Here is a 24,637-nt window from a genome sequence, read left to right as displayed (position 1 = left end):
TGCGCCGGGCGGAATTTCCCGAAAAACCGTCAGGGATATTCCCGAATAACGCTCCACCGGGTATCGGCGGTATTTCCGGTACGCCGCGGAGCGGAATTCCCGCCGCGGCTTGTTACCGACCGGTTGACTGGCCCCGCCGCAGGCCGCAGTATCGGGCGCACAGCGGCGGCGCCCCCTCGCCGCCCGGACGGCCGATGGAGGACCCGCATGGCCCTGGACGCCGACGTCATCGTCATCGGAGCCGGACTCGCGGGGCTCGCCGCGACCGCCGAACTCGCCGACGCCGGACGGAAGGTGATCCTGCTCGACCAGGAGCCCGCGGCCTCGCTCGGCGGTCAGGCGCACTGGTCCTTCGGCGGCCTCTTCCTGGTCGACTCGCCCGAGCAGCGCCGGATGCGCATCCGCGACTCGCCCGCGCTCGCCTGGCAGGACTGGCTCGGCAGCGCTGGCTTCGACCGCCCCGAGGACGCCTGGCCGCGCCGCTGGGCCGAGGCCTACGTCGACTTCGCGGCGGGGGAGAAGCGGGCCTGGCTGCGCGCGCAGGGGGTGCGGTTCTTCCCGGTCGTCGGCTGGGCCGAGCGCGGCGGGCTGCTCGCCGACGGCCCCGGCAACTCCGTCCCCCGGTTCCACATCACCTGGGGCACCGGGCCCGGGCTGCTCGAACCCTTCGTCCGGCGGGTCCGGGCCGCCGCCGGGCGCGGTCTGGTGGACCTGCGCTTCCGCCACCGGGTCACCGGCCTGTCCGCGCACGCCGGGGCGGTCGACACCGTCAGCGGCGAGGTGCTGGTGCCCAGCGGCGCCGTGCGCGGCGCGGCGAGCTCCCGGGAGGTGGCCGGCGCCTTCGAACTGCGCGCCCAGGCCGTGATCGTCACCTCCGGCGGCATCGGCGGCAACCACGACCTCGTCCGCAAGGCCTGGCCCGCCCGGCTCGGCACCCCGCCCGCCCGGCTGCTCTCCGGTGTCCCCGCGCACGTGGACGGTCTGATGCTGGAGATCACCGGCGGGGCCGGCGGCAACCTGATCAACGGTGACCGGATGTGGCACTACACCGAGGGCATCGAGAACTGGGACCCGGTCTGGGCCCGGCACGGCATCCGCATCCTGCCCGGCCCCTCCTCGCTCTGGCTGGACGCCCGCGGGCGGCGGCTGCCCGTGCCGCTCTTCCCCGGCTTCGACACCCTCGGCACGCTCGACCACATCATGTCCACCGGGCACGACCACACCTGGTTCGTGCTCAACCAGAAGATCGTCGAGAAGGAGTTCACCCTCTCCGGCTCCGAGCAGAACCCCGACCTCACCGGCCGCTCCCTGCGCGGCGTCCTCGGCCGCGCGCTGCCCGGCGCGCCCGGTCCGGTCCGGGCGCACCTGCGGCACGGCCCCGACTTCGTGGTCGCGGGCAACCTGTCCGACCTGGCCCGCGGCATGAACGCCAGGACCCGTCAGGCGCTGATCGACCCGGACGAACTGCGCCGGGTCGTCGAGGCCCGGGACCGCCAGCTGGCCAACCCCTTCGCCAAGGACCTCCAGGTCACCGCCATCCACGGCGCCCGCCGCTACCTCGGCGACAAGCTGATCCGCACCGCCGCGCCGCACCGCCTCCTCGACCCGGCCGCCGCCCCGCTGATCGCCGTCCGGCTCCGCGTCCTCACCCGCAAGTCGCTCGGCGGCCTGGAGACCGACCTCTCCGGCCGCGTCCTGCGGCCCGGCGGCGAGGTCCTGGAAGGCGTGTACGCGGCCGGCGAGGCGGCCGGTTTCGGCGGCGGCGGTGTGCACGGCTACCGCTCCCTGGAGGGGACCTTCCTCGGCGGCTGCCTCTTCTCCGGCCGCACGGCGGGCCGCGCGGCGGCGGCCGCGACGGCGTAGCGGCGAGGCGTGGCGGCCGGCATCGACATGGCACTCCACCTGGTCGAACGCCTCGCGGGGGAGCAACTGGCCCGCACCGTCCAGCTCTTCATCGAGTACGACCCGCAGCCGCCCCTGGGCGGTATCGACGGGAGCCCGGCCGACCTGGACTCCTTCAGGCCCCAGGCACGCGCCATGCTCGATTCGGCGCCGGCGGACCACCCCGAACTCCTGGCCCGCCTGACGGACCGACACCGCGGCCCCGCCGCCGGGCCGGTGTCAGCCGGTGAACGCGCCGGCCCGGCGGCGGGAGCGGAGCACGGCGGCGGCGACGAAGCCGATCACCCCGGCGACGAGCAGCAGCCCGCCCCCGCCGACCGCGGCCAGCGGGGCGACCAGGCCGACCGGCAGCGGCTCCGAGCCGCCGCTGTGCCAGACCACCCGCTCGCGGACGTCCGCGGCGGCGACGGTGCCCTGCTGGTCGTCGAGGAACATCCGGGAGTCGACCGATTCGGCGCGGTAGTCGCCGAGCAGGAAGACCCGCCCCGGCGGCACGGTCGCGGTGTACGCGGGGAAGTTCCCGTTGGGCGAGCCGTCGTAGGTGTAAGGCTCGGTCAGTGGCTGCCCGTTGACGGTGACCGGCCCGTCGGCGCGGCAGGTCACCCGGTCACCGCCGAGGCCGACGACCCGCTTGACGATCAGGCCCGACATGGTCCACGGCGACTCCACGAGGACGACGTCGCCCCGCCGTACCTCGGAGGCCCGCACCGTCTCGGTGAGGATCCGGCCGCCCGGCTTCAGCGTCGGGCTCATCCCCCCGCTCTGCAGGGTGCGCGGCGAGTAGTCGAACGCCACCAGCACCAGCCCCAGCACCGCGGTCAGCAGCCCCGCCGCCGCCACCCCGGCCGATGTCCAGAGCGGCCACCGCTTCGGCCGTCCGGATCCCGGTCCCGTGACCAGCGCCATGCGTCGCTCCTCTCGCACCGCGCGGACACCCCGCGCGATCGCGGGACACCTTAGCGGTCGTGATCGCGGGACGCCTCAGCGCTCGTCGGTCAGGCCGAGCCGCAGGTGGTCCACGTGGTAGACGGCCTGGTCGAGGAGGGCGGCGACATGATCGTCGTGGAGGGAGTAGACGACCGAGCGGCCGCGGCGTTCGCCGACCACGAGGCCGAGGTTGCGCAGCAGGCGCAGCTGGTGGGAGCAGGCGGACTGCTCCATGCCGACGGCGTCGGCGAGTTCGGTGGCGGCGCGCGGGCCCTCGCGGAGTTCGGCGAGTATCAGCAGCCGGGAGGGGGTGGCGAGGGCCTGGAGGGTGCTCGCCACCTTGGCCGCGTTGGACGCGTCCAGACGCATCCGCGGCACGGCGTTCTCGGCGGTGGCGTGTCCCATGGGGGCATCCTACGGTGGCCGTGATGAATGAAAGCTTGTTCATGTGTTCCTGTATCGTGACGCCCATGTCCGCCACCGTGCTCACCCGTCCGGCCCCCGCCGCCCCCGCGGCACCGCAGCCGCGCCGCACCCGCGTGCTGGCCCTGCCCGAGGCGCGCTGGGCGGCCGCCGCCACCGTCGCCTTCCTGGCCGCGCTCGCCGTCCACCTGCCCGGCGGGCCCGCCTGGGCGTACGGCCCGCTGTACGCCGTCGCCTACCTCGCGGGCGGCTGGGAACCGGCCTGGGCCGGACTGCGGGCGCTGCGCGGGAGGACCCTGGACGTGGACCTGCTGATGGTGGTCGCCGCGCTCGGCGCCGCCGCCATCGGACAGGTGCTGGACGGTGCGCTGCTGATCGTGATCTTCGCGACCAGCGGCGCCCTGGAGGCACTGGCCACCGCCCGCACCGCCGACTCCGTCCGCGGCCTGCTCGACCTCGCCCCGGCCACCGCCTGCCGGTTCACCGCCGACGGCCGGGAGGAGACCGTCCCCACCGCCGAACTCGCCGTCGGCGACACCGTGCTGATCCGCCCCGGCGAGCGGATCGGCGCCGACGGCCTGGTGCTGGACGGCCGCAGCGACGTCGACCAGGCCACCATCACCGGTGAACCGCTGCCCGCGGCCAAGGCCCCCGGCGACGAGGTGTACGCCGGCACGCTGAACGGCGCCGGCGCGCTGCGCGTCCGCGTCGGGCGCGACGCCGCCGACACCGTGATCGCCCGGATCGTCGCCCTGGTCGAGGAGGCCTCCGAGACCAAGGCGCCCACCCAGCTCTTCATCGAGAAGGTCGAACAGCGCTACGCCGCCGGCCTGGTGGCGGCCACCCTGCTGCTGTTCGCCGTCCCGCTCGCGTTCGGCGCGGAGCTGACCGGCACCCTGCTGCGCGCCATGACCTTCATGATCGTCGCCTCGCCGTGCGCCGTGGTGCTCGCCACCATGCCGCCGCTGCTCTCCGCCATCGCCAACGCCGGACGGCACGGCGTGCTGGTCAAGTCGGCGGTGGTGATGGAGCGCCTCGGCCAGGTGGACGCGGCCGCCCTGGACAAGACCGGCACCCTCACCGAGGGCACCCCCCGGGTCACCGAACTGCGCCCGTCGGCCGGCCTCACCGAGGACGAACTGCTGGCCCTCGCGGCCGCCGCCGAGCACCCCAGCGAGCACCCGCTGGCCCGCGCGGTGGTCGCCGCCGCCCGCGAGCGCGGCCTCGCCGTCCCGGCCGCCGCCGACTTCGTCTCCACCCCGGGCGTCGGCGTCCGCGCGGTGGTCGGCGACGCGGTGATCGCGGTCGGCGCGCCGGGCCCGCACCGCGCCCACCCGCAGGTCGTCGAACTGGAGGAGGCCGGCCGCACCGCCGCCGTGGTGCTGCGCGACGGCGAACCCGTCGGCGTCCTCGGTCTCGCCGACCGCCCGCGCGAGCAGGCCGCGGCCGCCGTACGGGGCCTGGCCGCGCTGACCGGGCGGCCCCCGGTCCTGCTCACCGGGGACAACCCGCGCGCCGCCGCCCGGCTGGCCCGGGAGGTCGGCCTCACCGACGTCCGGGGCGGGCTGCTGCCGCAGGACAAGGTGGCCGCCGTCCGTCAACTGGCCGACGGGGGCCGCCGGGTGCTGATGGTGGGCGACGGCGTCAACGACGCGCCCGCGCTGGCGGCCGCGCACAGCGGCATCGCGCTCGGCCGGGCGGGCTCGGACCTCGCGCTGGAGACCGCCGACGCGGTGGTGGTGCGCGACGAACTGACCGCCGTCCCGGCCGTGGTGGCGCTCTCCCGGCGGGCCCGCCGGCTGGTGGTGCAGAACCTGGTGATCGCCGGGGCGTTCATCACCGCCCTGGTGGTCTGGGACCTGGCGGGTACGCTGCCACTGCCGCTCGGTGTCGCCGGGCACGAGGGCTCCACCGTGCTGGTCGGCCTCAACGGCCTGCGGCTGCTGCGCGAACGGGCCTGGCAGCGGGCCCTGGAGAACGAGTAGGGCCCTGGACCACGAGGAGAGCTGATCCGATGAGCCGTCGAGACCGCGAGCGCAGGCCGGCGCCCGCAGCCCCGGTGACCGTCACCGTCTGCCGGGGCTGCTGCTGCGGCACCCAGGAGAAGCACCCGGGCGTCGACCACGCCGGCCAGTACGAGCGGCTGCGCGAGGCGGTCGGCGCCGCCGGCAAGGTCCGGGCGGTGAAGTGCCTGGACGCCTGCGCGCAGTCCAACGTCGTGGTGGTCGGCCCCTCCGGCGAGGGCCGGCTGGCGGGCGGCCGCCCGGTCTGGCTCGGCTGGGTGCTGGCCGAGGACATGATCGACGAGATAGCCGAGTGGGTGCACGCCGGTGGCCCCGGCCTGGCCGACCCGCCCGGTCTGCTGGACCTCCAGCAGATCACCGTCTCCCGCCGGGTCCGCGACGGTCTCCCGGGCTGATCCGGACCGCGCCGCCGGGCACTACCATTTCCAGCAGTGCCGGCATGGGAGGAATGACGACGTGACCACGGTCTGCCGCATCTGTGCGGGCACCGGCCGCACCGCCGGCCTCAGCTGCCGCACCTGTCAGGGCACCGGCACCACCGAGGTCGGCGGCGGTGGCGGCAACTGCTTCCTCTGCGACGGCACCGGCGTCTACGTCCGTTACCGCGTCGACGCCACCGGCGCCAAGCACGCCTACCGCGACGAGATCTGCCGCACCTGCGACGGCACCGGCAACCGGGCCCCCTCCACCTGGGACGACCCGGCCTCGTAGACGCCTGCCCGTGCCACCAGCACGAGCCGGCGCGCCCGGCGGCGCACCGCGGCAGGGGGAACGGGCGGTCCTGGCGCGTCGGCAGCGGTCAGGGCGAGATCCCCAGGTGCCGCAGGCCGCCCAGGAGGTGGGTGCGGAAGGCGGGGTCGGCGTAGGCCTCGGGGGAGTGGCCGAGGGAGGTGTAGAAGGTGGGGGCGCCGTCGTGTTCGCCGCACCAGGCGAGCGGGTGGGCCGGGCCCCGGCCCATGGTGGCGCCCCGGTAGTCGGCCTCGTCGACGGTGAGCAGGACGCGGGCGCCGTTCTCGCGCGGGTCGGAGCGGAAGTCGTACCACTCGTCGGTCCACTCCCAGCGGGCCGGCAGATGGGCGGTGGCCGGGTGGCCGGGGTCGGCGACGCGGACGGGGGCGGTCTGGATCGGCGGGTGGCCGGCGAAGCGGGCGCCGACCAGGCCCTCGAACCAGGGCCAGTCGTACGCGGTGGTGGACGCCGCGTGCACGCCCAGCCAGCCGTGACCGGCGGTCAGGTGGGCGCGCAGCGCGTCCTGGCCGGCCTCGTCGAGGACGTCGCCGCCGGTGGAGAGGAAGACCACGGCCGCGTACCGGCGCAGCGCGTCCGGCCGGAAGGCCGCCGGGTCCTCGGTGGCGTCGGCCGTGAAGCCGTGCCGCTCGCCGAGTTCGCGGAAGGCCCGGGCGCCGTCGACGGCCGAGGCGTGCCAGAAGCGCAGGTTGCGACTGTAGATCAGGATCCGGGTCATGACGGATGATCCTGCCAGGTACGCATACGCACCGGCCCTTTACCGAAGCATGGTCGAACGTTGGCGTTCGACTGACCGGCGCGCTGCGGCTCGTTCACCGCGCGTCCGCGTGCGGTCAACGCGTCGCTGGAAGAGTCCCGCCCATGGATATTCCGAACATGGGCGTGCCCGCGAAGCTCGCCGACCGCATGAGCATGGCCGAGCAGCACGAGTACCTGCGGGCCCGTCACTCCCGCCGCCGGATGCTGCGGGCCGGCGCCGTCACCGTCGGCGCGCTGGCGGTGGGCGGTGCGCTGGGCACCGGCACCGCGACCGCGGCGCCGGCCGGCCCCCAGCTGCTGACGGGCGGTGTGGCGGACGGCATCGACGGTTCGCTGGTCGCCCCGATCGGGCGTCACCTCTCCTTCGGGCCGGAGCCGGACACCCAGTTCCGGGTCTCCTGGCAGGTCCCGGCCCCGGTGAAGAAGCCGTACCTGCGCTTCGGCAAGCAGCCGTGGGACCTCAGCCACAAGGTCCAGGCCGAGGTGCGCGCCCTGCACACCCCCGCGCTGACCCCGACCGGCCAGCCGGTGGACCAGTACTACCTGCACGTCGCGCTGGAGGACCTGCAGCCCGACACCACCTACTACTACGGTGTCGGCCACCAGGGCTTCGACCCGGCCTCGCAGCAGGCGATCTCCACCCTGAGCACCTTCCGCACCGCGCCCTCGCGCGACCACCGCTGGGGCAAGGTGTACGAGCCGTTCACCTTCACCGCCTTCGGCGACCAGGGCGTCAGCTCGCACGCGGCCGGCAACGACCACATCATCCTGGCCCAGAACCCGGCCTTCCACCTGCACGCCGGCGACATCTGCTACGCCGACCCGGCCGGCTCCGGCCAGGACTCGGACAAGACCTCCTACAACGCCCGTACCTGGGACGCCTTCCTGGCCCAGACCGAGACGGTGGCGTCCAAGGTGCCGTGGATGGTCTCCTACGGCAACCACGACATGGAGGCCTGGTACTCGCACAACGGCTACGGCGGCGAGAACACCCGCTTCTTCCTGCCGGACAACGGCCCGGACCCGCGCACCGTCCCCGGCGTCTACACCTTCCGTTACAAGAACGTCGGCGTCATCTCGCTGGACGCCAACGACGTCTCCTACGAGATCCCGGCCAACCTGGGCATCTCGGCGGGCAAGCAGACCAAGTGGCTGCAGCGCACCCTGAAGGACCTGCGCAACGACGAGACCATCGACTTCGTCGTGGTCTTCTTCCACCACTGCGCCTTCTCCACCACCCACCAGCACGCCTCCGAGGGCGGTGTCCGCGAGGCGTGGGTGCCGCTGTTCGAGAAGTACCGGGTGGACCTGGTGATCAACGGCCACAACCACGTCTACGAGCGCACCGACGCGATCCTCGGCAACAAGGTCTCCAAGGCGGTGCCGAGCGGCGCCACCATCGAGCCGGCCACCGACGGCGTGGTGTACGTGACGGCGGGCGCGGCCGGCCGCAGCCTGTACTACTTCGACGCGCCGGACACCTACGAGGGCCACGAGAAGCGGCTCGACTCGGTGAACACCTACCACTTCGCCAAGGGCGGCGTGAAGGTGACCGAGACGGTCGAGTGGTCCCGGGTGCGCTACACCGGTTACTCCTTCATCAAGGTCGACGTCACCCCGGCCCACCTGGGTCAGAAGTCGGCCATGAAGGTGACCGCGCTGGCCGAGGACGGCACGCAGGTCGACCACTACACGATCCTGCGCAAGGTCGGCGAGGGCTGGGACAGCACCACCGACGACGACGGCCACGGCGGTGGCTGGGGCTGGTAACCGGCCCGGCGGGGAAGCGTGTTGACGGGCCCCGGCGCCGAAGGGGAGCCCCCGGTGCCGGGGCCTCAGCGCCGGGGCCCGTACATGATGACGGCGACCCCGGCCAGGCAGATCAGTGCCCCGGCGACGTCGTAGCGGGTGGGCCGGAAGCCGTCCACCGCCATGCCCCAGAGCAGTGAGCCGGCCACGAACACCCCGCCGTACGCGGCCAGCACCCGGCCGAAGTGGCTGTCCGGCTGGAGCGCGGCGACGAAGCCGTAGCCGCCGAGCACCACCACGCCGACCCCGGCCAGCCACCACGGCCGGGCCTCGCGCACGCTCTGCCAGATCAGCCAGCAGCCACCGATCTCGGCGAGCGCGGCGAGGGCGAACAGGGCGACGGAACGCAGCACGGTCATGGACGCCGAGCCTACGTCGTCGGTCCCGGGCCGCCGGAACCGCGCCGGCCGGGCCGGTCCGCTCAGACCTGCCGGTACGTGGTGAGGAAGCGGCCGATCCGGTTGATCGCCGTCTCCAGGTCGTCGGCCCGGGGGAGGGTGACGAAGCGGAAGTGGTCCGGGCGCGGCCAGTTGAAGCCGGTGCCCTGGACGACGTGGATCTTCTCGCGGAGCAGCAGGTCCAGCACGAACTGCTCGTCGTCGACGATCCGGTGCACCGCCGGGTCGAGCCTGGCGAAGGCGTACAGCGCGCCCTTGGGCTTGACGCAGCTGACGCCGGGGATCTCGTTCAGCGCCTTGAACGCGACGTCCCGCTGTTCGGCCAGCCGGCCGGTGGGCAGCACCAGGTCGTTGATGGACTGGTGGCCGCCGAGCGCGGCCTGCACCGCGTACTGGGCGGGGACGTTGGGGCAGAGCCGCATGCCGGAGAGCATGGTCAGGCCCTCCAGGTAGTCGGAGGCGTGCTGCTTCGGCCCGGAGACGACCAGCCAGCCGCTGCGGAAGCCCGCCACCCGGTAGGACTTGGAAAGTCCGTTGAAGGTGAGGGTGAGCACGTCGTCGGCGAGCGCGGCCAGGCAGTGGTGCTCGGTGCCGTCGTAGAGGATCTTGTCGTAGATCTCGTCGGCCAGCACCATCAGCTGATGGCGGCGGGCGAGGTCGAGGATGCCCTCCAGCAGCTCCTTCGGATAGACCGCGCCGGTGGGGTTGTTGGGGTTGATGACGACGATGGCCTTGGTGCGGGCCGTGATCCTGGACGCGATGTCGTCGAGGTCGGGGTACCACTCCGCCTCCTCGTCGCAGGCGTAGTGCACCGCCTTGCCGCCGGCGAGCCGGATCACCGCCGTCCAGAGCGGGTAGTCGGGCATCGGGACGAGCACCTCGTCGCCGTCGTCCACCAGGGCGGTGACGGCCATCTGGATCAGCTCGGAGACGCCGTTGCCGAGGTAGACGTCGTTGACGGTGACCCCGTCGACGCCGCGCTGCTGGTAGTACTGCACCACCGCGCGCCGGGCCGGCAGGATGCCGCGCGAGTCGCTGTAGCCGTGCGCGTTGGGCAGGTTGCGGATGATGTCCTGGAGGATCTCTTCGGGCGCCTCGAAGCCGAACGTGGCCGGGTTGCCGGTGTTCAGCCGCAGCACGCTGTGCCCGGCCTCCTCCAGCGCGTTGGCCCGGTCGACCACCGGGCCCCGGATCTCGTAGCACACGCCTGTCAGCTTGCTGGACTGCCGAAACTCCATCTGCGGCCTCCCGACCCGTCACCCGCCGTGGCCGTACGCGCCACCGGCGCGCCGTCCTGGTTGCTTTGTTCTACCAAGTAAGCACTTGGAAAGTCCAACCTTTTGGCTATGCTGATCCACATGTCACGCCGAAGCTACGACCAGTACTGCGCCGTCGCCCGCGCCCTGGACGCGGTGGGGGAGCGCTGGAGCCTCCTGATCGTCCGTGAACTCCTCGCCGGCCCGCGCCGCTACACCGACCTGCACGCCGACCTGCCCGGCGTCTCCACCGACATCCTCGCCGCCCGCCTCAAGCAGCTGGAGGGCGAGGGCCTGGTGACCCGCCGTCGGCTCGAACGACCCGCCAACGCCACCGTCTACGAGCTCACCGGGCGCGGCGCGGCACTGCGCCAGGTCGTCGACGCGCTCGGCACCTGGGGCCTCGACGCGCTCGGCGAGCAGCGGCCGACCGACGCCGTCCGGGCGCACTGGGTCACCCCGCCCGCCGACGACCGGGCGGCGCAGCGGAATTCGGCGGACACCGCGGTGCCGGCCGGTTAAGGTCCTGCCGGTGACGTCCCACGAACTCGCCCAGGTCAACATCTCCCGGATGCTCGAACCCATCGACAGCCCCCTGCTCGCGGGCTTCGTCGCCGCCCTCGGGCCCGTCAACGCGCTCGCCGACGAGGCCGACGGCTTCGTCTGGCGACTCAAGAGCGACGAGGGGTACGCGACCGGCTTCCGGATCTTCGACGACGAGTGGCTGCTGGTCAACCTCTCGGTCTGGCGCGACCCCGAGGCCCTGGACGCCTTCGTCCACCACTCCGAACACCGGGCCGTGATGCGCCGGCGCCGGGAGTGGTTCGCCCGGCCCGCCGAGGCGATGACCGCGCTCTGGTGGGTCCCGGCCGGCCGCCGTCCCACCCCGCGGGAGGCCCAGCACCGCCTCACCCTGCTGCGCGCGGACGGCCCGACCCCGGCGGCCTTCACCATGCGTCGGCCCTTCGCCCCACCGGCGGGGTGACCCCGCCTCCGCCCCGCGTGCACCGCCGTGCCGGTGGCGGCGCTGCGGCCGGCACCCCCGTGGCCTGCCGTCGCGGACGCGACCGGCACGGCGGGGTCCGTGTCACACCGTGCCGGACGGCGATAAACGGGCGATCGGCGCCCGATGCGCGGCGGCGTTGATCCGGAGCGCGGCGGGGCACGGCAGGGCACGGCAGGGGCGGGGCGCGGCAGGACGGCAGGGCGCGGGCCGAGGCGAGCCGCCGGGAGGGGCGCGCGTACCATCGTCGGGTCATGGAGAACGCCACCCACACCGCGCCCGCCAAGCCCACCGCGCCCACCGCGTACGCCAGTTACGTCGCGGTCGGGGACTCCTTCACCGAGGGCATGTGCGACGACCTGCTGCCCGACGGCCACTACCGGGGCTGGGCCGACCGCGTCGCCGCCCGGCTCGCCGCCGAGCGGCCCGCCGAGGAGTTCCGGTACGCCAACCTCGCCGTCCGGGGCAAGCTCATCGGCCAGATCCACGACGAGCAGCTGGCCCCCGCCACCGCGATGCGCGCCGACCTCGTCACCCTGGCCGGCGGCCTCAACGACGTCCTGCGGCCGCGCTGCGACATCGACCGGGTCGAGGACCTGCTCGGCCGCTCCGCCACCGCGCTGCGCGCCACCGGCGCCACCGTGGTCCTGTTCACCAGCACCGACCCCACCCGCCGGATGGCCGGCAGCGCCCGGCTGCTCCCCGCCATCCTGCGGATGAAGGCCTTCGTGCACGAGCTGGGCCAGGACCGGGGCATCGCCGTGGTCGACCTGTTCGCCGCGCCCTGCTTCGACGACCGCCGCCTCTGGGCCGAGGACCGCCTGCACCTCTCGCCCGAAGGCCACCGCCGGGTCGCCGAGGGCGTGCTGGAGGCCCTCGGCCGCCCCGCCGCCTTCGACTGGCGCGCCCCGCTGCCGGCCGCCGCCCCGCCCGGCCGCACCGAGAAGCTGGCCGCCGACGCCCGCTGGCTGCGCACCCACGTCGGCCCCTGGATCGGCCGCCGCCTCACCGGCCGCTCCTCCGGCGACGGCCGGCCCCCGAAGCGCGCGGAGCTGCTGCCGTACGAGCCGTCCGAGTCGTACAAGTCGTCCGAGCCGTACGGGGGCTGAACCGGAGGGTCACCGCCCGGGATCCGGCAGCCGCCGGCCGAAGGGCATCAGGTCCCGCTCCCAGCCGGGTGACCCGGCCGGCGCGGCGGCGGCCTCCGGGGCCCGCAGCAGACCGCGGTGGCGCAGCAGCTCACGCCGTTCGGCGGGTGTCAGCAGCCGCTCCTCCGGGCTGAGGTTCGCCGGGTGGTCCGGGTGGAGGTCCGGGCTGCCGTCGATCGGGCGGTCCTCCGCCACGTTGAGCAGATCGCCGGCCGGGGTCCGGTAGTCGAGGCGGAGGTCGGTGCACCACTGCGAGTTGCTGCCCCACCCGTGGGAGAGGTCGACCGTCGGCCGGTGGCGCCGCCGGAAGGCCCAGTAGAGCGGCGGGCGGTCGGCGACGCCGCGCTGGGCGTGCTCCACTCCGGCGCGGACCCGGACGCCGGCCCGGCCGAACAGCAGTCGGCCCAGCCGAAGGCCGGGCCGGACCACCCCGGTGAGCTCGATCGGCGTGCCCGGGTCGTCGGCCTGCTCGACCTCGCCGATCTCGTGCCGGAACGGGTCGAAGCCGCCGCCCTTGAACGAGGTCATGCCGAGCGCGGTGAACAGGCCGAGGTACTCGTCCTCCGGGAACCCGAGCCACGGGCCCGGGGCATCGACCCCGTCGCCGGGCGGCTGGAAGGAGAGCAGCAGCAGGTCGCTGACCGCCTCGTACGCCTCCGGCCCCTCGTACGCCGTCAGGGCCTCGTACAGCCCGCGCGCTCCCACCTCGATCGCCATGCCCGGAGCCTGGGGTCTGTGGTCGGCGCGCAGGCGGGAGTTCGACGACGGCCCCAGGACGCGGACGTCCGAACGGGCCGGCCGCTCAGCCGCGGAAGAGGTTGTGGCCGACGTCGCCCGGCACCTCGTCCTGGTAGCCGGTGCTGTCCGGGCCGGGGACGTGCTCGCCCGGGACCGGTTCGGTGCTCTCGTGGTGCAGCAGCACCACGCCGTCCTCGGCCCAGATCTGCCGGTAGCCGTGCGCCAGCAGCAGCTCGATCCGGGCGGCCTGCTCGCGGTCGGTCTTGAACGGGAACGCCCGCTTGTCGGAGCGGATCAGTACGTACTCCCGGCCGCGCGGGGTGCCGTCCACCAGGACCACGTCGGTCCGGGCGGTCAGCCGCGGGGCGGCCTGGTTGTCGGCCTCGACCGTCGCGCCGTCCGGGATCTGCGCGGCGCCCCGGATCAGCGCCGCCTCGCTCGGCTTCGGCTGCCAGTAGGCGGGGACGAACAGGTTCGCCACCCCGAGCGGCAGCGCGGCCGCGACCGTCACGGCGGCGGCCGCCACTCCGAGCCGCCGGGTGCGCACGCTGCCGTGGCAGCGGCCCAGTACCTCCAGCGCCGCGACCAGCAGGATCGGCCAGAGGAACGCGTCGTAGTGCCGGGCGATCGACCAGTGGTTGGGGTTGCTGGAGAGCACCCGCTCCGCCAGCAGCGGCACCGCGCACAGCACCGTCGCGGAGCGCAGCGGCAGGGCGAACAGCGTGCCGAAGAGCCAGAGCAGCAGCAGCGGCTTCAGCGGCGCGTCGAACATCGACGAGACGAGGATCGTCGGGTTGGACAGCACATGGGAGACGGCCGAGCCGCCGTCCTCGCCGAGCGAATCGTAGTTCCAGTAGTAGCCCGGCACCCCGCCCATCGCGGGCACCAGCCAGGCGATCGCGACCACCGAGGCGAGCGGCCCGCCGAGCAGGAAACCGGCACCCCAGCGGACCGTCCGCCGGCGCCGCGCGGTGTCCTCGTCCCGGCGGCCGCGCAGGATCAGCACCAGCCCGTAGGCGCCGACCGCCAGTCCGAGGTCCTCCTTGGTGCAGCAGAGCAGCAGGGCGGCCAGTGCGGCCGTGCCGTACCGGCGGGCCAGGCCGCGCTCCAGCATCAGCAGGGTCAGCGGCACCGCGAAGGCCACCTCGTGGAAGCCGCCGCGCGAGGCCACCAGCAGCGGCCAGCCCAGCCCGTACGCCAGCGCCGCCAGGTCGGCGGCGCGGCGGGCGGTGCGCGGGTCGGCGTCCGCGAAGCAGTGGTCGGCGACCCGGCGGATCAGCGGGACGCCGGCCGCGAAGAGCAGCGCCTGGCCGATCAGCAGCGAGCGCGGGTCGTCCCAGATCCAGTAGAGCGGCGCCATCAGCGCGATCACGGGGGAGAAGTGGTCGCCGAGGAGGGAGAAGCCCAGGGGGAACTCGTGGTGGAAGCTCTTCAGCGTCGACACCGGCAGGCCGAGGTTCGCGTAGCCGCGCACACCCTGGTCGAAGATGCCGAGGTCGAAGCCGCCCAGCTGGGCGGTGGTCCACTGCTGCGCGCCGATGGCGAGGCAGACGGCGAAGCAGAGCAGGGTGAACCCGAGGGTGCGGGTGCGCGCCGAGAGGCGCGGGGCCGAGGCCGTCACGGGCGCGGCGGGCGGGTCGTCCCTGGTGCCCTCGGCGTCCGGGTGTGCCGTGACGTCGTGCCGGGACATTCCTGCTCTCCTCCTGCGTCCGGGGCGGGATCGGCGGACCGAACCGACACCGGCCGACCACACTAACGGACTACGGCCGGGACTCCGCCGGTTCCCGGCCGCCCCCGCGGCCCCGGCCGCCCAGGGCCCGCGAGCGGGATCGGCACGCTCCACATCGGTACGCTCTACTGCGGACCCGGGCCGGCCGGGCGCCGCAGTACGGAGGACTCACAGGTGACCGACAGCACGAGCACTGGCACGAGCGGTGGCACCGGCGCGAGCCCGGGCGTGGCCCTGGCGGCGGACTGCGGGAGCTGCTTCGGGCTGTGCTGCGTGGCGCTGCCCTTCGCGGCCTCCACCGACTTCGCGGTCAACAAGGCCGCCGGCACCCCGTGCCGCAATCTGCGGACCGACTTCAGCTGCGGCATCCACGTCCAGCTGCGGGACCGCGGCTTCCAGGGCTGCACGGTGTACGACTGCTTCGGAGCCGGTCAGCGCGTCTCCCAGGTGACCTTCGGCGGCCGGAGCTGGCGCGAGGCGCCGGAGGACGCGCAGGGGATGTTCGACGTGTTCCCGGTGGTGCGGCAGCTGCACGAGCTGCTCTGGTACCTCACCGAGGCGCTGACCTTCGCCCCCGCCCGACCCGTGCACGCCGAGCTGCGCCGGGTGCTGGAGGAGACCGACCGGCTCGCCCAGGGCAGCCCGGCCGAGATCCTCGCGGTGGACGTGCCGGCCCACCGGCAGCGGGTGAGCGAGCTGCTGCTGCGGGCCGGCGAACTCGTCCGGGCCGCCGTCCCGCGCCGCCGTGAGCACCGGGGGGCCGACCTGTTCGGCGCCCGCCTGCGCGGCGCGGACCTGCGGGGCGCCAACCTGCGCGGCGCCCTGCTCGTCGCCGCCGACCTCGGCGGTGCGGACCTGCGGCTCGCGGATCTGATCGGGGCCGACCTGCGGGACGCCAACCTGGCGGGTGCCGACCTCACCGAGGCCCTCTTCCTCACCCAGGCCCAGCTCAACGCGGCGCGCGGCGACGCCTCCACCCGGCTTCCGTCCGCCCTCACCCGGCCCGCCCACTGGCCGGACACGGCTGCCGGGGCCGCCCCGGCGGCCGAGCGCAGCCGGCCCGGCAAGCCCCAGAGCGGCCGTCCGGCCGGGCGCACCGGCAGGCCGCGCCGCCGCTGAGCGACCGCCGTTGAGGGACTGTCGTTGAGCGACTGCGGCTGAGTCACTGCCGGGGGCGGGTGCTGCTGCCCGTGCCGTTGTCCGTGCCGTCGGGGATGCTGTTCGCGCAGGGGGCGACGGCGGACAAGGAGCGGGCGATGCGGTTCGACGACGAGGCCGTGCGGGTGGCGGGCGGAGGAGCGCCCGATCAGCCGGCGATGCCCTGGGAGCGGTTCTGGCAGCTGATCGACGGGCTCGGCGGCGCGGCCGGGACCGCGGACTGCCAGGGTTTCGATGACGCCTGCGCCCGGCTGACCGAAGTCCTGGCAGAGCGGCCGCTGGAGGAGATCATCGGCTTCGGCGAGCGGCTCGCCGAGGCCCTGTACCGGCTGGACCGGGAGGACTTCGGCAGGCTGCCCGTGCTCGGGATGGAGCTGCCCGACGGCTCGCCGTTCCCCCAGTCGGACGACGGCTTCCTGTACGCGCGGGCCGCCGTGGTGGCCGCCGGCCGAGAGGTGTACGAGGACGTCCTCGGCCATCCCGAGCGGTTCGCGCCGTTCACCGCGAGCTCGTGCGAGTCGCTGCTGTACGTGCACGAGGAGGCGTTCGAGCTGGTGACCGGGGCGGAGTGGGACCGCCCGACCCGCTACGACTACGAGTCCTGCTCGAACCGGGAGGGCTGGCCCGGGCGCTGACCCCGGGGCCCGGCGGGAGGACCGGAATGGGAAGTCGGCCCCGTCGACTTCCCATTCCGGGGTAGGGGGCCTGCTCAGGCGAGGACGCGCAGTTCCACCGCCGGGCGGCGGCGCAGCAGGGCGCAGGCCGCGCCCGCGAGCAGGGTGAGCGCCACCAGGGTGAGCGCCTGCGGGGAGTCCCCGGGGTGGAGCGGCCAGGCCCAGGGCTGCGGTCCGCCGCCCCGGCGCCAGCCCGCGGCGGAGCAGAGCAGCGGGACGACGGCGACGGCCGCGGCGGCCGGGCGGTGGCCGATCAGCGGGTGCAGCAGCAGCGCCAGACCGGTGTACCCGGCGATGTTGCGGCCGAGGACGAGTGCGAGGTCGCCCTGTCCGGCCGCGCAGACGAGCACGCCCGCCAGTGCGCCGACGGCCGCGACCGCGAGGGCGAGCCCGGTGTCCAGCCCGCGCAGGAACCGTCCGGCCACCGCCTCCGTCCGCAGGTCGCCCCGGCCTAGCCCGTGCAGCAGGTAGACCGCCGGGAACAGGGTGACGAGGTGCGCGACCAGGAAGTGCCCGGCCTGGCCGCGCAGCGCGGGCACCGGCAGCTCGCCGTCGCCGATGAGCAGGCCCACCGCGAACGTCCCGGCCAGTGCGGCGGCGATGGCCGGCACCGAGCGGGCCTTGCTCCACCAGATCACCGGTCACCGCCGTCGGCGAGCGCGGCCGGTGCGGGCGGGGTCAGCGCGGGTGGCGCGTCGCAGCGGCGCATGGCTTCCGCATTCCGTTGGTACCAGTCGAGTTGGGCCTCCGGAGGGAGCCGCAGTACCTGTTCGGCGAGGGCCACGTCCGCCTCCCCGAACCGTCCGCCCGCGGGGTGCGGCGCGCTGCCGGGTGCCGCCTTCGCGGTGAGCCAGGCGGTCACCGGTCCGGCGGCCACGCCGGCCGGGTACGAGTCCCCGTGCAGGGCGCACGCGGGGACGCGGGGGACCAGCCCGCCGACCACGCCCGGCATCACGTCCGCCGCCCTGGCGGTGGTCGGGATGCCGAACTTGGCCTCGCCAGGGCCTGGTTGGGCCGCCATGGTGAGCACGCCAGGCACCGGTACGCCCCCGGAGGCCAGGGTGGTGACGACCCGTCGGGCCTCCTCGCGGACCGCGCCCGAGCGGGCCCCGCCCAGTTCGGGCCAGAGGCAGATCCTCGGCCGTTCGCCGTCACAGACCAGCGCACTGGCGGGCCGGGCGAGGACGGGCGTCGGGCCGAGGTCCTGGGCCAGGTGCGCGGCGAGGCCGATCCCGCCGGCCGTCACCGCCAGCCCGGTGGCGAGCGCGATCGGGGCACCGCGCCGGCGGATCACCAGGACGGCCGCCGCGGACACCGCGCCGGAGAACGCCAGCGCGCTCAACACGGCACGTTCGTCCAGGACCTGATCCACCGAGCAGCAGTCGGAGAGGCCGCCGCCGACCAGGTGTCGCAGCCAGAACTCGTCGAAGGAGGCCGGATAGGCGTTCAGGACGAAGCTGCTGATCAGCGCGAGCGGCACGGCGAGGACGGACGCCAGGACCCGCCCGACGATCGACCCGACCAGGGTGTTCGCGACGAGCAGCCCGGCCCAGACCGCGAGGACGCCGGGCTGCGGCACCCCGGAGGCCGTGCCGCCGGCCAGCGCCGTGCTGCCGAGCGCGGCGGCCATGCCGAGCGCGCCCATCACGGCCACCGGCAGCAGGACGGGCGCGGTGATGGTCAGGGGGGACCGCACCGGCGAGTGGTCGAAGACCCGCCCCCGGTGCAGCCGGCCCGCCTCCCAGGCGCCCGCGGCCGCGCAGGCCGCGCAGACGAAGGGCAGGGCGAAGGTCGCGTGCCCGGCGGCGGAGAGTCCGTAGGCCGGGGTGACCCAGGCGGTGAGGTCGTCGCCGAGGGCGACCAGGACGAAGCCGACGAGGAACGGCAGCGCGCGGGTGGCGGCGGAGGTGCGCAGAACGGTGCGCAGCAGCATGGTCAGGCCTCCCGTTCGACCAGCCGCGTGTACGCGGCCTCGGCCCGCTCGCGCGGCGAACCGCTCGCCCCGGCGGCGAGCGCGTGGAACTCCTCGGTGCCGCCCTGGAAGCGGACTTCACCCTGGTCCAGCACCACCACGTGCCGGTAGGTGTCGGCGAGGTCCTCGGTCTGGTGGGTGGAGACGATCACATGGACCTCGTCGGCCAGGTCCTCGACCAGGCTGCGGAACATCCCGCGCTGGGCCGGGTCGAGCCCGGCGGTCGGCTCGTCCATCAGGATCAGTTCGCTGTGGTGGGCCAGGCACCCCGCGATGCCCATCCGGCGCAGCTGGCCGCCGGACAACTGGTGACCGCCGCGGTCGGCGAGCTGGGCGAGCCCGACCCGCTCCAGCGCGCCCGCCGAGGCGTGCCAGGCGGCCCCGCGCGACATGCCCTTGAGCCAGCCGGAGTACGCGACCTGCTCGCGCACGCTGAGCCCGGGCACCGGGGTCACCTGTTGCGGCAGCCAGGCCACCGCCCGCCGGTAGGCGGCCAGTTCGCCGCGCCCGGTGGCGGTCCGGCCGCGCCAGGAGACCGAGCCGTGGCCCGGCGTCAGCTGGGTGGCGGCCAGGGCCATGAGAGTGGACTTTCCGGCGCCGTTCGGCCCGAGCAGGACCGTGGCCGGATTGTCGATCCGTAAGGCGAGGCCGGTGAACAACTGGGCCTTCTGGGTGTACTGGAAGTCGACGCGGTGGAATTCAAGGGTCATGGCGGGGGCTCGACGCATTTCGCTCGGTGAGGTGGCGGGTCCGGGATCCGGGGTTCGGGGTCCGGAGCCGGGATCCGTGAGGGGAGAGCGGAGGAGCGGGGAGCGTCCGGGGTGTTCCGGCGGGAGGGGGCTTCCGCCGGAACACCCCGGACGCCCGTGGCGGGCGGTGGCCGGGGTCAGTACCGGACGCTCACCGAATCCACCCAGAGCTTGCCGCCGGAGCGCACCCCCTCCAGTGCGAAGTAGTAGTCGCCGGCGCTCTGGTCCCCCCAGGCGGACAGATCGCAGTGGTTCAGCCGGTAGCCGTAGGCCTTGTCGGGGCCGAAGACGTCCTTGTACAGCTGGAGATCGGCGTTCTTGAAGTCGTTGTTGTCGGTGGTGCAGCCCTGGAACGCCACGGTGGTGACGGTGTCGTCCCGGTCGCTGTCCCCCCAGCGGCGGGACTCCGAGCCGGGCCCCCAGTTGCTGATGTGGGACGTCCAGGAACCCTCCGCCAGGGCCGGCGTGGCCCCCGCGAACCCGAGCATCGCGGCGGCCACCAGAATGCCGCGAACGAGCTTGCGATTCTTTGCGTGCATATTCGTCCGATCTTTTCGGTGACGCCGTGCGGGCGCCATGCAGGCAAAAAGAAATGACCGGCGGTTCGACTACCGAGCTCACCCCGGTCGGACGATCCCCCCGCCGGGGAAGACATTAGCGTGCACGAACCGGCGGGGAGCACCATTTATTTCGGCCATTCGGCAGGCCTTGCCGCAGGATCGTTCGCGCGCAAGAGGGCGGACGAAAATGATCGCAGATTTAGCGTGTTCGATTGATTGCAGCATGGCGGGTCGGAAAATGTCGCTGTTTGATCGAAATGGCTGACTGTTTGTGTCCGTTCGAGCTGGGCGCCGAGCGCCGGTCTGGCTGGTTCCCGACCCCCGGTCGGCTATCCGGTCAGCAGCCGGGCGCGCAGCTCGCCGATCAGGTCGTCACCGAGGCCGAGTGTGTCGGTGACATAGGCGTGGACGGAGCCGTGCGCGGCGGCGAGGTCGGCGAGAGCCAGCCGGATCACGGTCTCGGGGGCGCGCCCGAACCCGGGCCAGCGGAGCTCGCGGCCGGGGTTGGCGGCGTGCCACCGCGCGACCAGCCGGGGCGTGGCGAGTTCGGTGAGCGCGAAGTCGGCGGCTATGTCGTCCTCGGAGACGCCGAGGAGGGAGAGGACCAGCGCGGCGATCAGGCCGGTGCGGTCCTTGCCGGAGGCGCAGTGGAAGACCAGCGGTTCGTCGGCGCCGGCGATCAGTTCCAGCACCCGGCGGATCTCCGCCACCCCGTCCTCGGCGACCTCGGCGAAGCGGTCGGCGAGATAGCGCCAGGGATCGAGGGCCGGGTCGATCTCGGCCTGGTCGTACGGGCGGTGCTCGATGGAGAGGTTGTGGTAGCTCAGGCCGTCCAGCTCCGGCACGCGGCCCGTGCGGGCCGTCTCCCACGGGTAGCGGAGGTCGATGACGGTGCGGACGCCGAGCGCCCGGAACCGTTCGAGATCGGCGGGCGAGCCGAGCCGGCCGAGCGAGTCGGCGCGGTAGAGGCGCCCCCAGCGGACCGACCGGCCGTCGGAGGCGGAGTAGCCGCCCAGGTCACGGAAGTTGTGCAACTGGTCGAAGACGATGTGTCGTGTCATGCGCGCACTCTAGGGCGTCGCCGTGGCCGCCGGGCGGCATGCGGCTGCCCCGGACCGGGTGGTGGTCCGGGGCAGCCGGGGGCGGGCCGGGTCAGCCCACGTGGCCGGGGCTGATGCCGGTCTCGGTGAAGTTGCCGCCGACGCCGTTGGCGCCGATCGCCAGGGCGGCGCTGAGGAAGGAGGCACCGCCGGGGCCGAAGTCGACGTCGGTGAGCTGGGCGGCGCTGCCGTTCGGGCCGACGGCGAACGCGCCCTGGTCGAAGTTGGCGTTGGGGACGGGGGAACCGTCGTGAGCCGAGGCGATGGTCGCCCCGCCGATGACCAGCGGGAGCGCGATGGCGGAGACGGCCAGGACGCGGTGCACAGTGCGCATGAGGAAAAGCCCTTCCAGGCATTGAAGGTGATGGTTCGGTCGGCCGCCGTGACGAAGCGGCCCTTCACCATCAACACACGCGCGCTCACGCACTGCCACCGGAGACGGGCGTCCGGGGGGCAAGGTCACCCGGACGGCCACACGGCGCGGGGGCGCCCCCGCGCCGTGTGGCCGCGGTGTCACTCGGGCAGGCCCTTGAAGCTCGGCAGGATCGCCTTCATGGCCGTGTCGGTGTCCTCCCCGGCGTCGGCCTCACCGTAGACGGTGTTCCACGGTCGTGAGACCTCCAGGGCCTCGACCAGGATCCGGCCGTTGATGCCGTACCGGATGACCTGGGTGTAGGTCGGCGTGGAGGCGCCGGCCGTGGTCAGGTCGGCCGTGCTGGTCACCGCGAGTCCTTCGCCCCCTTCGCCCAGGGTGGGGCGGGCGGTGGTCCCGACCGGAGTGTCCTTGGCCCCGGAGGCCGTGACGGTACGGGTCTCGCAGGCCCGGGCGGCCGCCGCCAGCTCGGCGAACACCTTCTGGGCGTCCGGCTTCGGCGGCAGCAGGTACGCCCGCACCTGGAGGCCGTTCGTGTATTCGCGGATCAGCGCCGAGTAGCGCACGCCCAGGCCCACGGTCGGCCGACCGGTCTGACCGCCTCCGGTCGGGGTGAGGCTGCCGCTCTTCTCCGGCACCTCCAGACGGCACGGCGACACTTGCACCGGCTTTGTCCGGGAGGTGTAGTCGATGCCCGCGCCGTGCAGGCCGGCCAGCCCGGGCACGTAACCGGACTGCAGGATCTGCGCGATGTGCCGGGCGTTCAGGTCCGGGTGGTCCGAGGCCGGATCGTCCGCGGGGGCGGTGGTGCTGGACGACGAGGCGGAGCCGCCCGCCGAGCAGGCCGCCAGGAGAAGCGCTCCGGCGGCCAACACCACTGGAATCAAACGGCGTTCGGTCGTCTGCATGGCTCGCACCGTACCGTCCCGGCGGGCCCGGAGGGAGGCGATCGGCCGCACTGGCCGGCAACGGCCCGTGCGGGGGCGGTGCAGGTGTCGTGGGCGGCCGGGCGCGGGCCGGTGTGTCAGGACCGGCCGGCGGTCTCGTCCGCCGTCATCCAGACATAGCCGAACCCGTTCGCCCACACCGCCGGTGGCCGGGCCGGACCGTACCCGCCGTCCCCGGTGGGCGAGTTGTGGCGCCGACGGCGCAGTCCGTGCAGGAAGGACGGCAGATTCGCCGCCCACAGCACCGCCGTCGTGATCAGGCCGGCCCACAGGAAGGTGCCGAAGCCCTCGATGCCGAGGGTGGGTCGCATGGCCGTGCTCAACCAGGACAGCAGCCAGAGCGTCAGCGCGATGGCGCAGACGCCGAAGGCGGCGACGAAGGGCAGGCCCGCGAGCAGGAGCGAGCGCAGGTGCGGCCAGCCGAAGTCGCTGTACACCGTGGCGCCGAGGCCGGCCAGGGCGAGGAGGAGGACGGCCAGCGCCGCCATGGTCGCCGTCGACCGCCACCACTCGTCGGCACCGAGACGGCCGATGCCGAGCCCCGACGTCAGGAGCCACAGCGCCCAGAAGCACGCGACCAGGCGCGTGAACCGGCCCACGGACCCGGTGGCCCGCCCCTTGCGGGTGAGGCACGCGCCCGGCATCGCCAGGGCCACCGACAGGAGGAGATCGACCAGGGGGGCCACCACGAACGGCCAGAAGCCGGAGATGTGCAGGGGGAGGCCGAGGTGGTCGCAGAGGACTTCCGTCAGCCACCACTGCACGGGCCCCAGTGTCACCGCGCCGATCAGCATGCCCAGGGCGGCGATACAGGAGACGGCCGCAGCGGCACCCTCGCTCCACCGGACGCGCCTCAGCAGTCGCTTCGCCAATCGGCCTGCCCGGATGGGGAGTCGGGACAGTACGAGGAAGACCAGCGCGACCGCCGCCTGCCGCCCCGCCGGTCCGTTCAGTTCGACGCCGCCGGTGATCTGTGCGGCGGTCCAGGCGGTGAGACCTCCCGCGCCGGCCCGGAGGACCTGTGTCGTTGCCGCGCCGGCCCGCCCTGCGGCTGTGGCGGTCCCGGCTTCCTCCGCGCTGCCTGCCGTCATCCGCGCATCGCCGCCCTTCACCCCCGGCCACCGCTCTGCCTGGTGCGGTGGGCCGCTTGTGAACTTGTACCCCGGGGCCGTGATGGTCACTCGGCCCGCCCCGGCCCCGCGAGTTCAGGGTCCGCGGCACGTCCGCCCGGTCGAGTGGGGGGCGGCTGGTTCGCCGGAACTCCCGGCGGCCGGGGCGATGGCAGAATGGACAAATGACGACGGACTATGGGAATTCCTCGCACCCCGACGCGGACTCCGAGCCGTGGTCCGCCGGAGACGTGGTCCATGAGGACCTTCTCGCGGCGAAGGCGCTGGTGTACGACCCGAACGGGTTCAGGTGCTCACGGCCGGTGGCCGAGGCCGAAAGCGCCGATTACGGGGCGTTCGGCTTCGTCCTGGACGGCTACTCCGTCAGGTTCCGCGCGGCCAGGACGACCCCGACCAAGGTCGGCCAGTTCGTCACGGTGTGGAAGAGGTCCGGCGACGGCCCGATCCAGCCCTTCGACGCCGAGGACGCCGATGACCTCTTCGTCATCAGTACCCGTGACGGCCGGGACTTCGGACAGTTCGTCTTCCCCCGTGAGGTGCTCTGCGAGCGGGACATCGTCGCGAGGAACGGCACGGGCGGGAAGCGGGGGGTCCGCGTCTACCCGCCGTGGGTCACCACGACGAACCGCCAGGCCCGCGGTACGCAGACCTGGCAGCTGAACCACTTCCTGCCCATCGGCGAGGACGGGCCGATCGACGCAGCCCGCGCCCGGGCGCTCTATCACCCGTGAGCCACTGACCCCGGCGTCGCACGCGTACCTCGCCCAACTCTGCCGGCGCGACCTCACCGCGCCGGGGACCACGCACGTCCCGGTCCCGCAGGAGCTCTCCCGGGAACATCCCGGGAATGTGGGATGTCGCCGCACCGACCGCCACTGCGAGGATGCGGCACGCGGAGCCGCACCACCGACCGGGTGCCGAACCACGCAAGCCGTCTAGGAACCCAGGACACGGGGCCTGGTGTCCCGCCTGCCGTTCCGCGCGTGCGCACTGGCTCCGGGGAAACTGCCATGCTTCTAACTGATCGTTTCAGAATGAGGTTCGGAGCTTTCGCAGGCAGATGATGCTGCAGGCGAGTTGGAGCAGGCCGAGGTGGAGGTCGGCGCGTATC

Annotated in this window: 25 protein-coding genes and 1 pseudogene; 11 read left to right on the top strand and 15 right to left on the bottom strand. The window is 73.9% G+C overall.

The window, feature by feature from the left end:
- Positions 1-207: 207 nt before the first annotated feature.
- On the top strand, positions 208-1,863 hold the full coding sequence (locus AB0P06_RS32120; protein ID WP_363613615.1) for an FAD-binding dehydrogenase: 1,656 nt from the start codon (positions 208-210) through the stop codon (positions 1,861-1,863).
- Positions 1,864-2,121: 258 nt separating this feature from the next.
- Here the strand turns inward: AB0P06_RS32120 and lepB are convergent, their stop codons facing one another.
- Both lepB and AB0P06_RS32110 read right to left on the bottom strand, forming a co-directional pair.
- Positions 2,122-2,808: a signal peptidase I gene (lepB, locus tag AB0P06_RS32115; protein ID WP_363613613.1), complete on the bottom strand. Its 687-nt coding sequence runs from the start codon at positions 2,806-2,808 to the stop codon at positions 2,122-2,124.
- 75 nt (positions 2,809-2,883) lie between these two features.
- Entirely contained in the window at positions 2,884-3,234 is a 351-nt protein-coding gene (locus tag AB0P06_RS32110; protein ID WP_363613611.1) for a metalloregulator ArsR/SmtB family transcription factor, read from the bottom strand.
- A gap of 65 nt (positions 3,235-3,299) precedes the next feature.
- Between AB0P06_RS32110 and AB0P06_RS32105 the strand changes: the two genes are divergently transcribed.
- The 3 genes from AB0P06_RS32105 to AB0P06_RS32095 all read left to right on the top strand — a co-directional run bounded on the left by AB0P06_RS32105 (position 3,300) and on the right by AB0P06_RS32095 (position 5,987).
- Positions 3,300-5,237, top strand: coding sequence for a heavy metal translocating P-type ATPase (locus AB0P06_RS32105; RefSeq protein WP_363613609.1), 1,938 nt, complete (start codon positions 3,300-3,302; stop codon positions 5,235-5,237).
- A gap of 29 nt (positions 5,238-5,266) precedes the next feature.
- Complete coding sequence (locus AB0P06_RS32100; RefSeq protein ID WP_363613607.1) at positions 5,267-5,671, top strand: (2Fe-2S) ferredoxin domain-containing protein; 405 nt, start codon at positions 5,267-5,269, stop codon at positions 5,669-5,671.
- A gap of 61 nt (positions 5,672-5,732) precedes the next feature.
- Complete coding sequence (locus AB0P06_RS32095) at positions 5,733-5,987, top strand: hypothetical protein (RefSeq protein ID WP_363613605.1); 255 nt, start codon at positions 5,733-5,735, stop codon at positions 5,985-5,987.
- An 88-nt stretch (positions 5,988-6,075) separates the two neighbouring features.
- Here the strand turns inward: AB0P06_RS32095 and AB0P06_RS32090 are convergent, their stop codons facing one another.
- On the bottom strand, positions 6,076-6,741 hold the full coding sequence (locus tag AB0P06_RS32090) for a ThuA domain-containing protein (RefSeq protein WP_363613603.1): 666 nt from the start codon (positions 6,739-6,741) through the stop codon (positions 6,076-6,078).
- 143 nt (positions 6,742-6,884) lie between these two features.
- Between AB0P06_RS32090 and AB0P06_RS32085 the strand changes: the two genes are divergently transcribed.
- Positions 6,885-8,552: a metallophosphoesterase family protein gene (locus AB0P06_RS32085; protein WP_363613601.1), complete on the top strand. Its 1,668-nt coding sequence runs from the start codon at positions 6,885-6,887 to the stop codon at positions 8,550-8,552.
- Between the two features lie 65 nt (positions 8,553-8,617).
- Here AB0P06_RS32085 and AB0P06_RS32080 read toward each other — a convergent pair whose 3' ends face one another.
- Both AB0P06_RS32080 and AB0P06_RS32075 read right to left on the bottom strand, forming a co-directional pair.
- The gene (locus tag AB0P06_RS32080) at positions 8,618-8,950 is read right to left on the bottom strand and encodes a YnfA family protein (RefSeq protein WP_363613599.1); all 333 of its coding nucleotides are present in this window, start codon (positions 8,948-8,950) and stop codon (positions 8,618-8,620) included.
- 62 nt (positions 8,951-9,012) lie between these two features.
- Positions 9,013-10,227, bottom strand: coding sequence for a pyridoxal phosphate-dependent aminotransferase (locus AB0P06_RS32075; RefSeq protein WP_363613597.1), 1,215 nt, complete (start codon positions 10,225-10,227; stop codon positions 9,013-9,015).
- A gap of 120 nt (positions 10,228-10,347) precedes the next feature.
- Here AB0P06_RS32075 and AB0P06_RS32070 point away from each other — a divergent pair.
- The 3 genes and pseudogenes from AB0P06_RS32070 to AB0P06_RS32060 all read left to right on the top strand — a co-directional run.
- Positions 10,348-10,698 (top strand): annotated as a pseudogene (locus AB0P06_RS32070) (helix-turn-helix domain-containing protein); the annotation flags it as partial.
- Between the two features lie 79 nt (positions 10,699-10,777).
- The gene (locus tag AB0P06_RS32065) at positions 10,778-11,230 is read left to right on the top strand and encodes a DUF3291 domain-containing protein (RefSeq protein ID WP_363613595.1); all 453 of its coding nucleotides are present in this window, start codon (positions 10,778-10,780) and stop codon (positions 11,228-11,230) included.
- Positions 11,231-11,502: 272 nt separating this feature from the next.
- Positions 11,503-12,357, top strand: a complete 855-nt coding sequence (locus AB0P06_RS32060; protein WP_363613593.1) for an SGNH/GDSL hydrolase family protein — start codon at positions 11,503-11,505, stop codon at positions 12,355-12,357.
- Positions 12,358-12,366: 9 nt separating this feature from the next.
- Here AB0P06_RS32060 and AB0P06_RS32055 read toward each other — a convergent pair whose 3' ends face one another.
- Positions 12,367-13,113: a hypothetical protein gene (locus AB0P06_RS32055; protein ID WP_363613591.1), complete on the bottom strand. Its 747-nt coding sequence runs from the start codon at positions 13,111-13,113 to the stop codon at positions 12,367-12,369.
- Between the two features lie 85 nt (positions 13,114-13,198).
- Positions 13,199-14,824, bottom strand: coding sequence for a DUF2079 domain-containing protein (locus tag AB0P06_RS32050; protein WP_363613589.1), 1,626 nt, complete (start codon positions 14,822-14,824; stop codon positions 13,199-13,201).
- Positions 14,825-15,091: 267 nt separating this feature from the next.
- On the opposite strand from AB0P06_RS32050, the gene AB0P06_RS32045 reads away from it, so the two are divergent.
- On the top strand, positions 15,092-15,982 hold the full coding sequence (locus AB0P06_RS32045) for a pentapeptide repeat-containing protein (RefSeq protein WP_363613629.1): 891 nt from the start codon (positions 15,092-15,094) through the stop codon (positions 15,980-15,982).
- Positions 15,983-16,053: 71 nt separating this feature from the next.
- Positions 16,054-16,656 (top strand): DUF4240 domain-containing protein, encoded by a 603-nt coding sequence (locus AB0P06_RS32040; protein WP_363613587.1) that lies wholly within the window; start codon positions 16,054-16,056, stop codon positions 16,654-16,656.
- Between the two features lie 74 nt (positions 16,657-16,730).
- Here AB0P06_RS32040 and AB0P06_RS32035 read toward each other — a convergent pair whose 3' ends face one another.
- From AB0P06_RS32035 to AB0P06_RS32000, 8 genes are all read right to left on the bottom strand, one after another.
- On the bottom strand, positions 16,731-17,333 hold the full coding sequence (locus AB0P06_RS32035; protein ID WP_363613585.1) for a hypothetical protein: 603 nt from the start codon (positions 17,331-17,333) through the stop codon (positions 16,731-16,733).
- Positions 17,330-18,628 (bottom strand): hypothetical protein, encoded by a 1,299-nt coding sequence (locus tag AB0P06_RS32030; RefSeq protein ID WP_363613583.1) that lies wholly within the window; start codon positions 18,626-18,628, stop codon positions 17,330-17,332. Before AB0P06_RS32030 ends, AB0P06_RS32035 begins: the two co-directional genes overlap by 4 nt.
- A gap of 2 nt (positions 18,629-18,630) precedes the next feature.
- Positions 18,631-19,377, bottom strand: coding sequence for an ATP-binding cassette domain-containing protein (locus AB0P06_RS32025; protein WP_363613581.1), 747 nt, complete (start codon positions 19,375-19,377; stop codon positions 18,631-18,633).
- Between the two features lie 176 nt (positions 19,378-19,553).
- Positions 19,554-19,955, bottom strand: coding sequence for a hypothetical protein (locus tag AB0P06_RS32020; RefSeq protein ID WP_363613579.1), 402 nt, complete (start codon positions 19,953-19,955; stop codon positions 19,554-19,556).
- A gap of 350 nt (positions 19,956-20,305) precedes the next feature.
- Positions 20,306-21,037, bottom strand: a complete 732-nt coding sequence (locus tag AB0P06_RS32015; RefSeq protein ID WP_363613577.1) for a tyrosine-protein phosphatase — start codon at positions 21,035-21,037, stop codon at positions 20,306-20,308.
- A gap of 91 nt (positions 21,038-21,128) precedes the next feature.
- Entirely contained in the window at positions 21,129-21,410 is a 282-nt protein-coding gene (locus AB0P06_RS32010; protein WP_363613575.1) for a hypothetical protein, read from the bottom strand.
- A gap of 179 nt (positions 21,411-21,589) precedes the next feature.
- On the bottom strand, positions 21,590-22,357 hold the full coding sequence (locus AB0P06_RS32005) for a hypothetical protein (RefSeq protein WP_363613573.1): 768 nt from the start codon (positions 22,355-22,357) through the stop codon (positions 21,590-21,592).
- A 116-nt stretch (positions 22,358-22,473) separates the two neighbouring features.
- On the bottom strand, positions 22,474-23,487 hold the full coding sequence (locus AB0P06_RS32000) for a hypothetical protein (protein WP_363613571.1): 1,014 nt from the start codon (positions 23,485-23,487) through the stop codon (positions 22,474-22,476).
- A gap of 203 nt (positions 23,488-23,690) precedes the next feature.
- On the opposite strand from AB0P06_RS32000, the gene AB0P06_RS31995 reads away from it, so the two are divergent.
- The gene (locus tag AB0P06_RS31995) at positions 23,691-24,257 is read left to right on the top strand and encodes a MepB family protein (RefSeq protein ID WP_363613569.1); all 567 of its coding nucleotides are present in this window, start codon (positions 23,691-23,693) and stop codon (positions 24,255-24,257) included.
- Positions 24,258-24,637 lie beyond the last annotated feature (380 nt).

Source organism: Kitasatospora sp. NPDC088351 (assembly GCF_040685575.1).
In the GTDB taxonomy this organism is placed as follows: Bacteria; Actinomycetota; Actinomycetes; order Streptomycetales; family Streptomycetaceae; genus Kitasatospora.
Note: the sequence above shows the minus strand (reverse complement) of the source record. Positions and strands in the feature narration are given on the sequence as shown.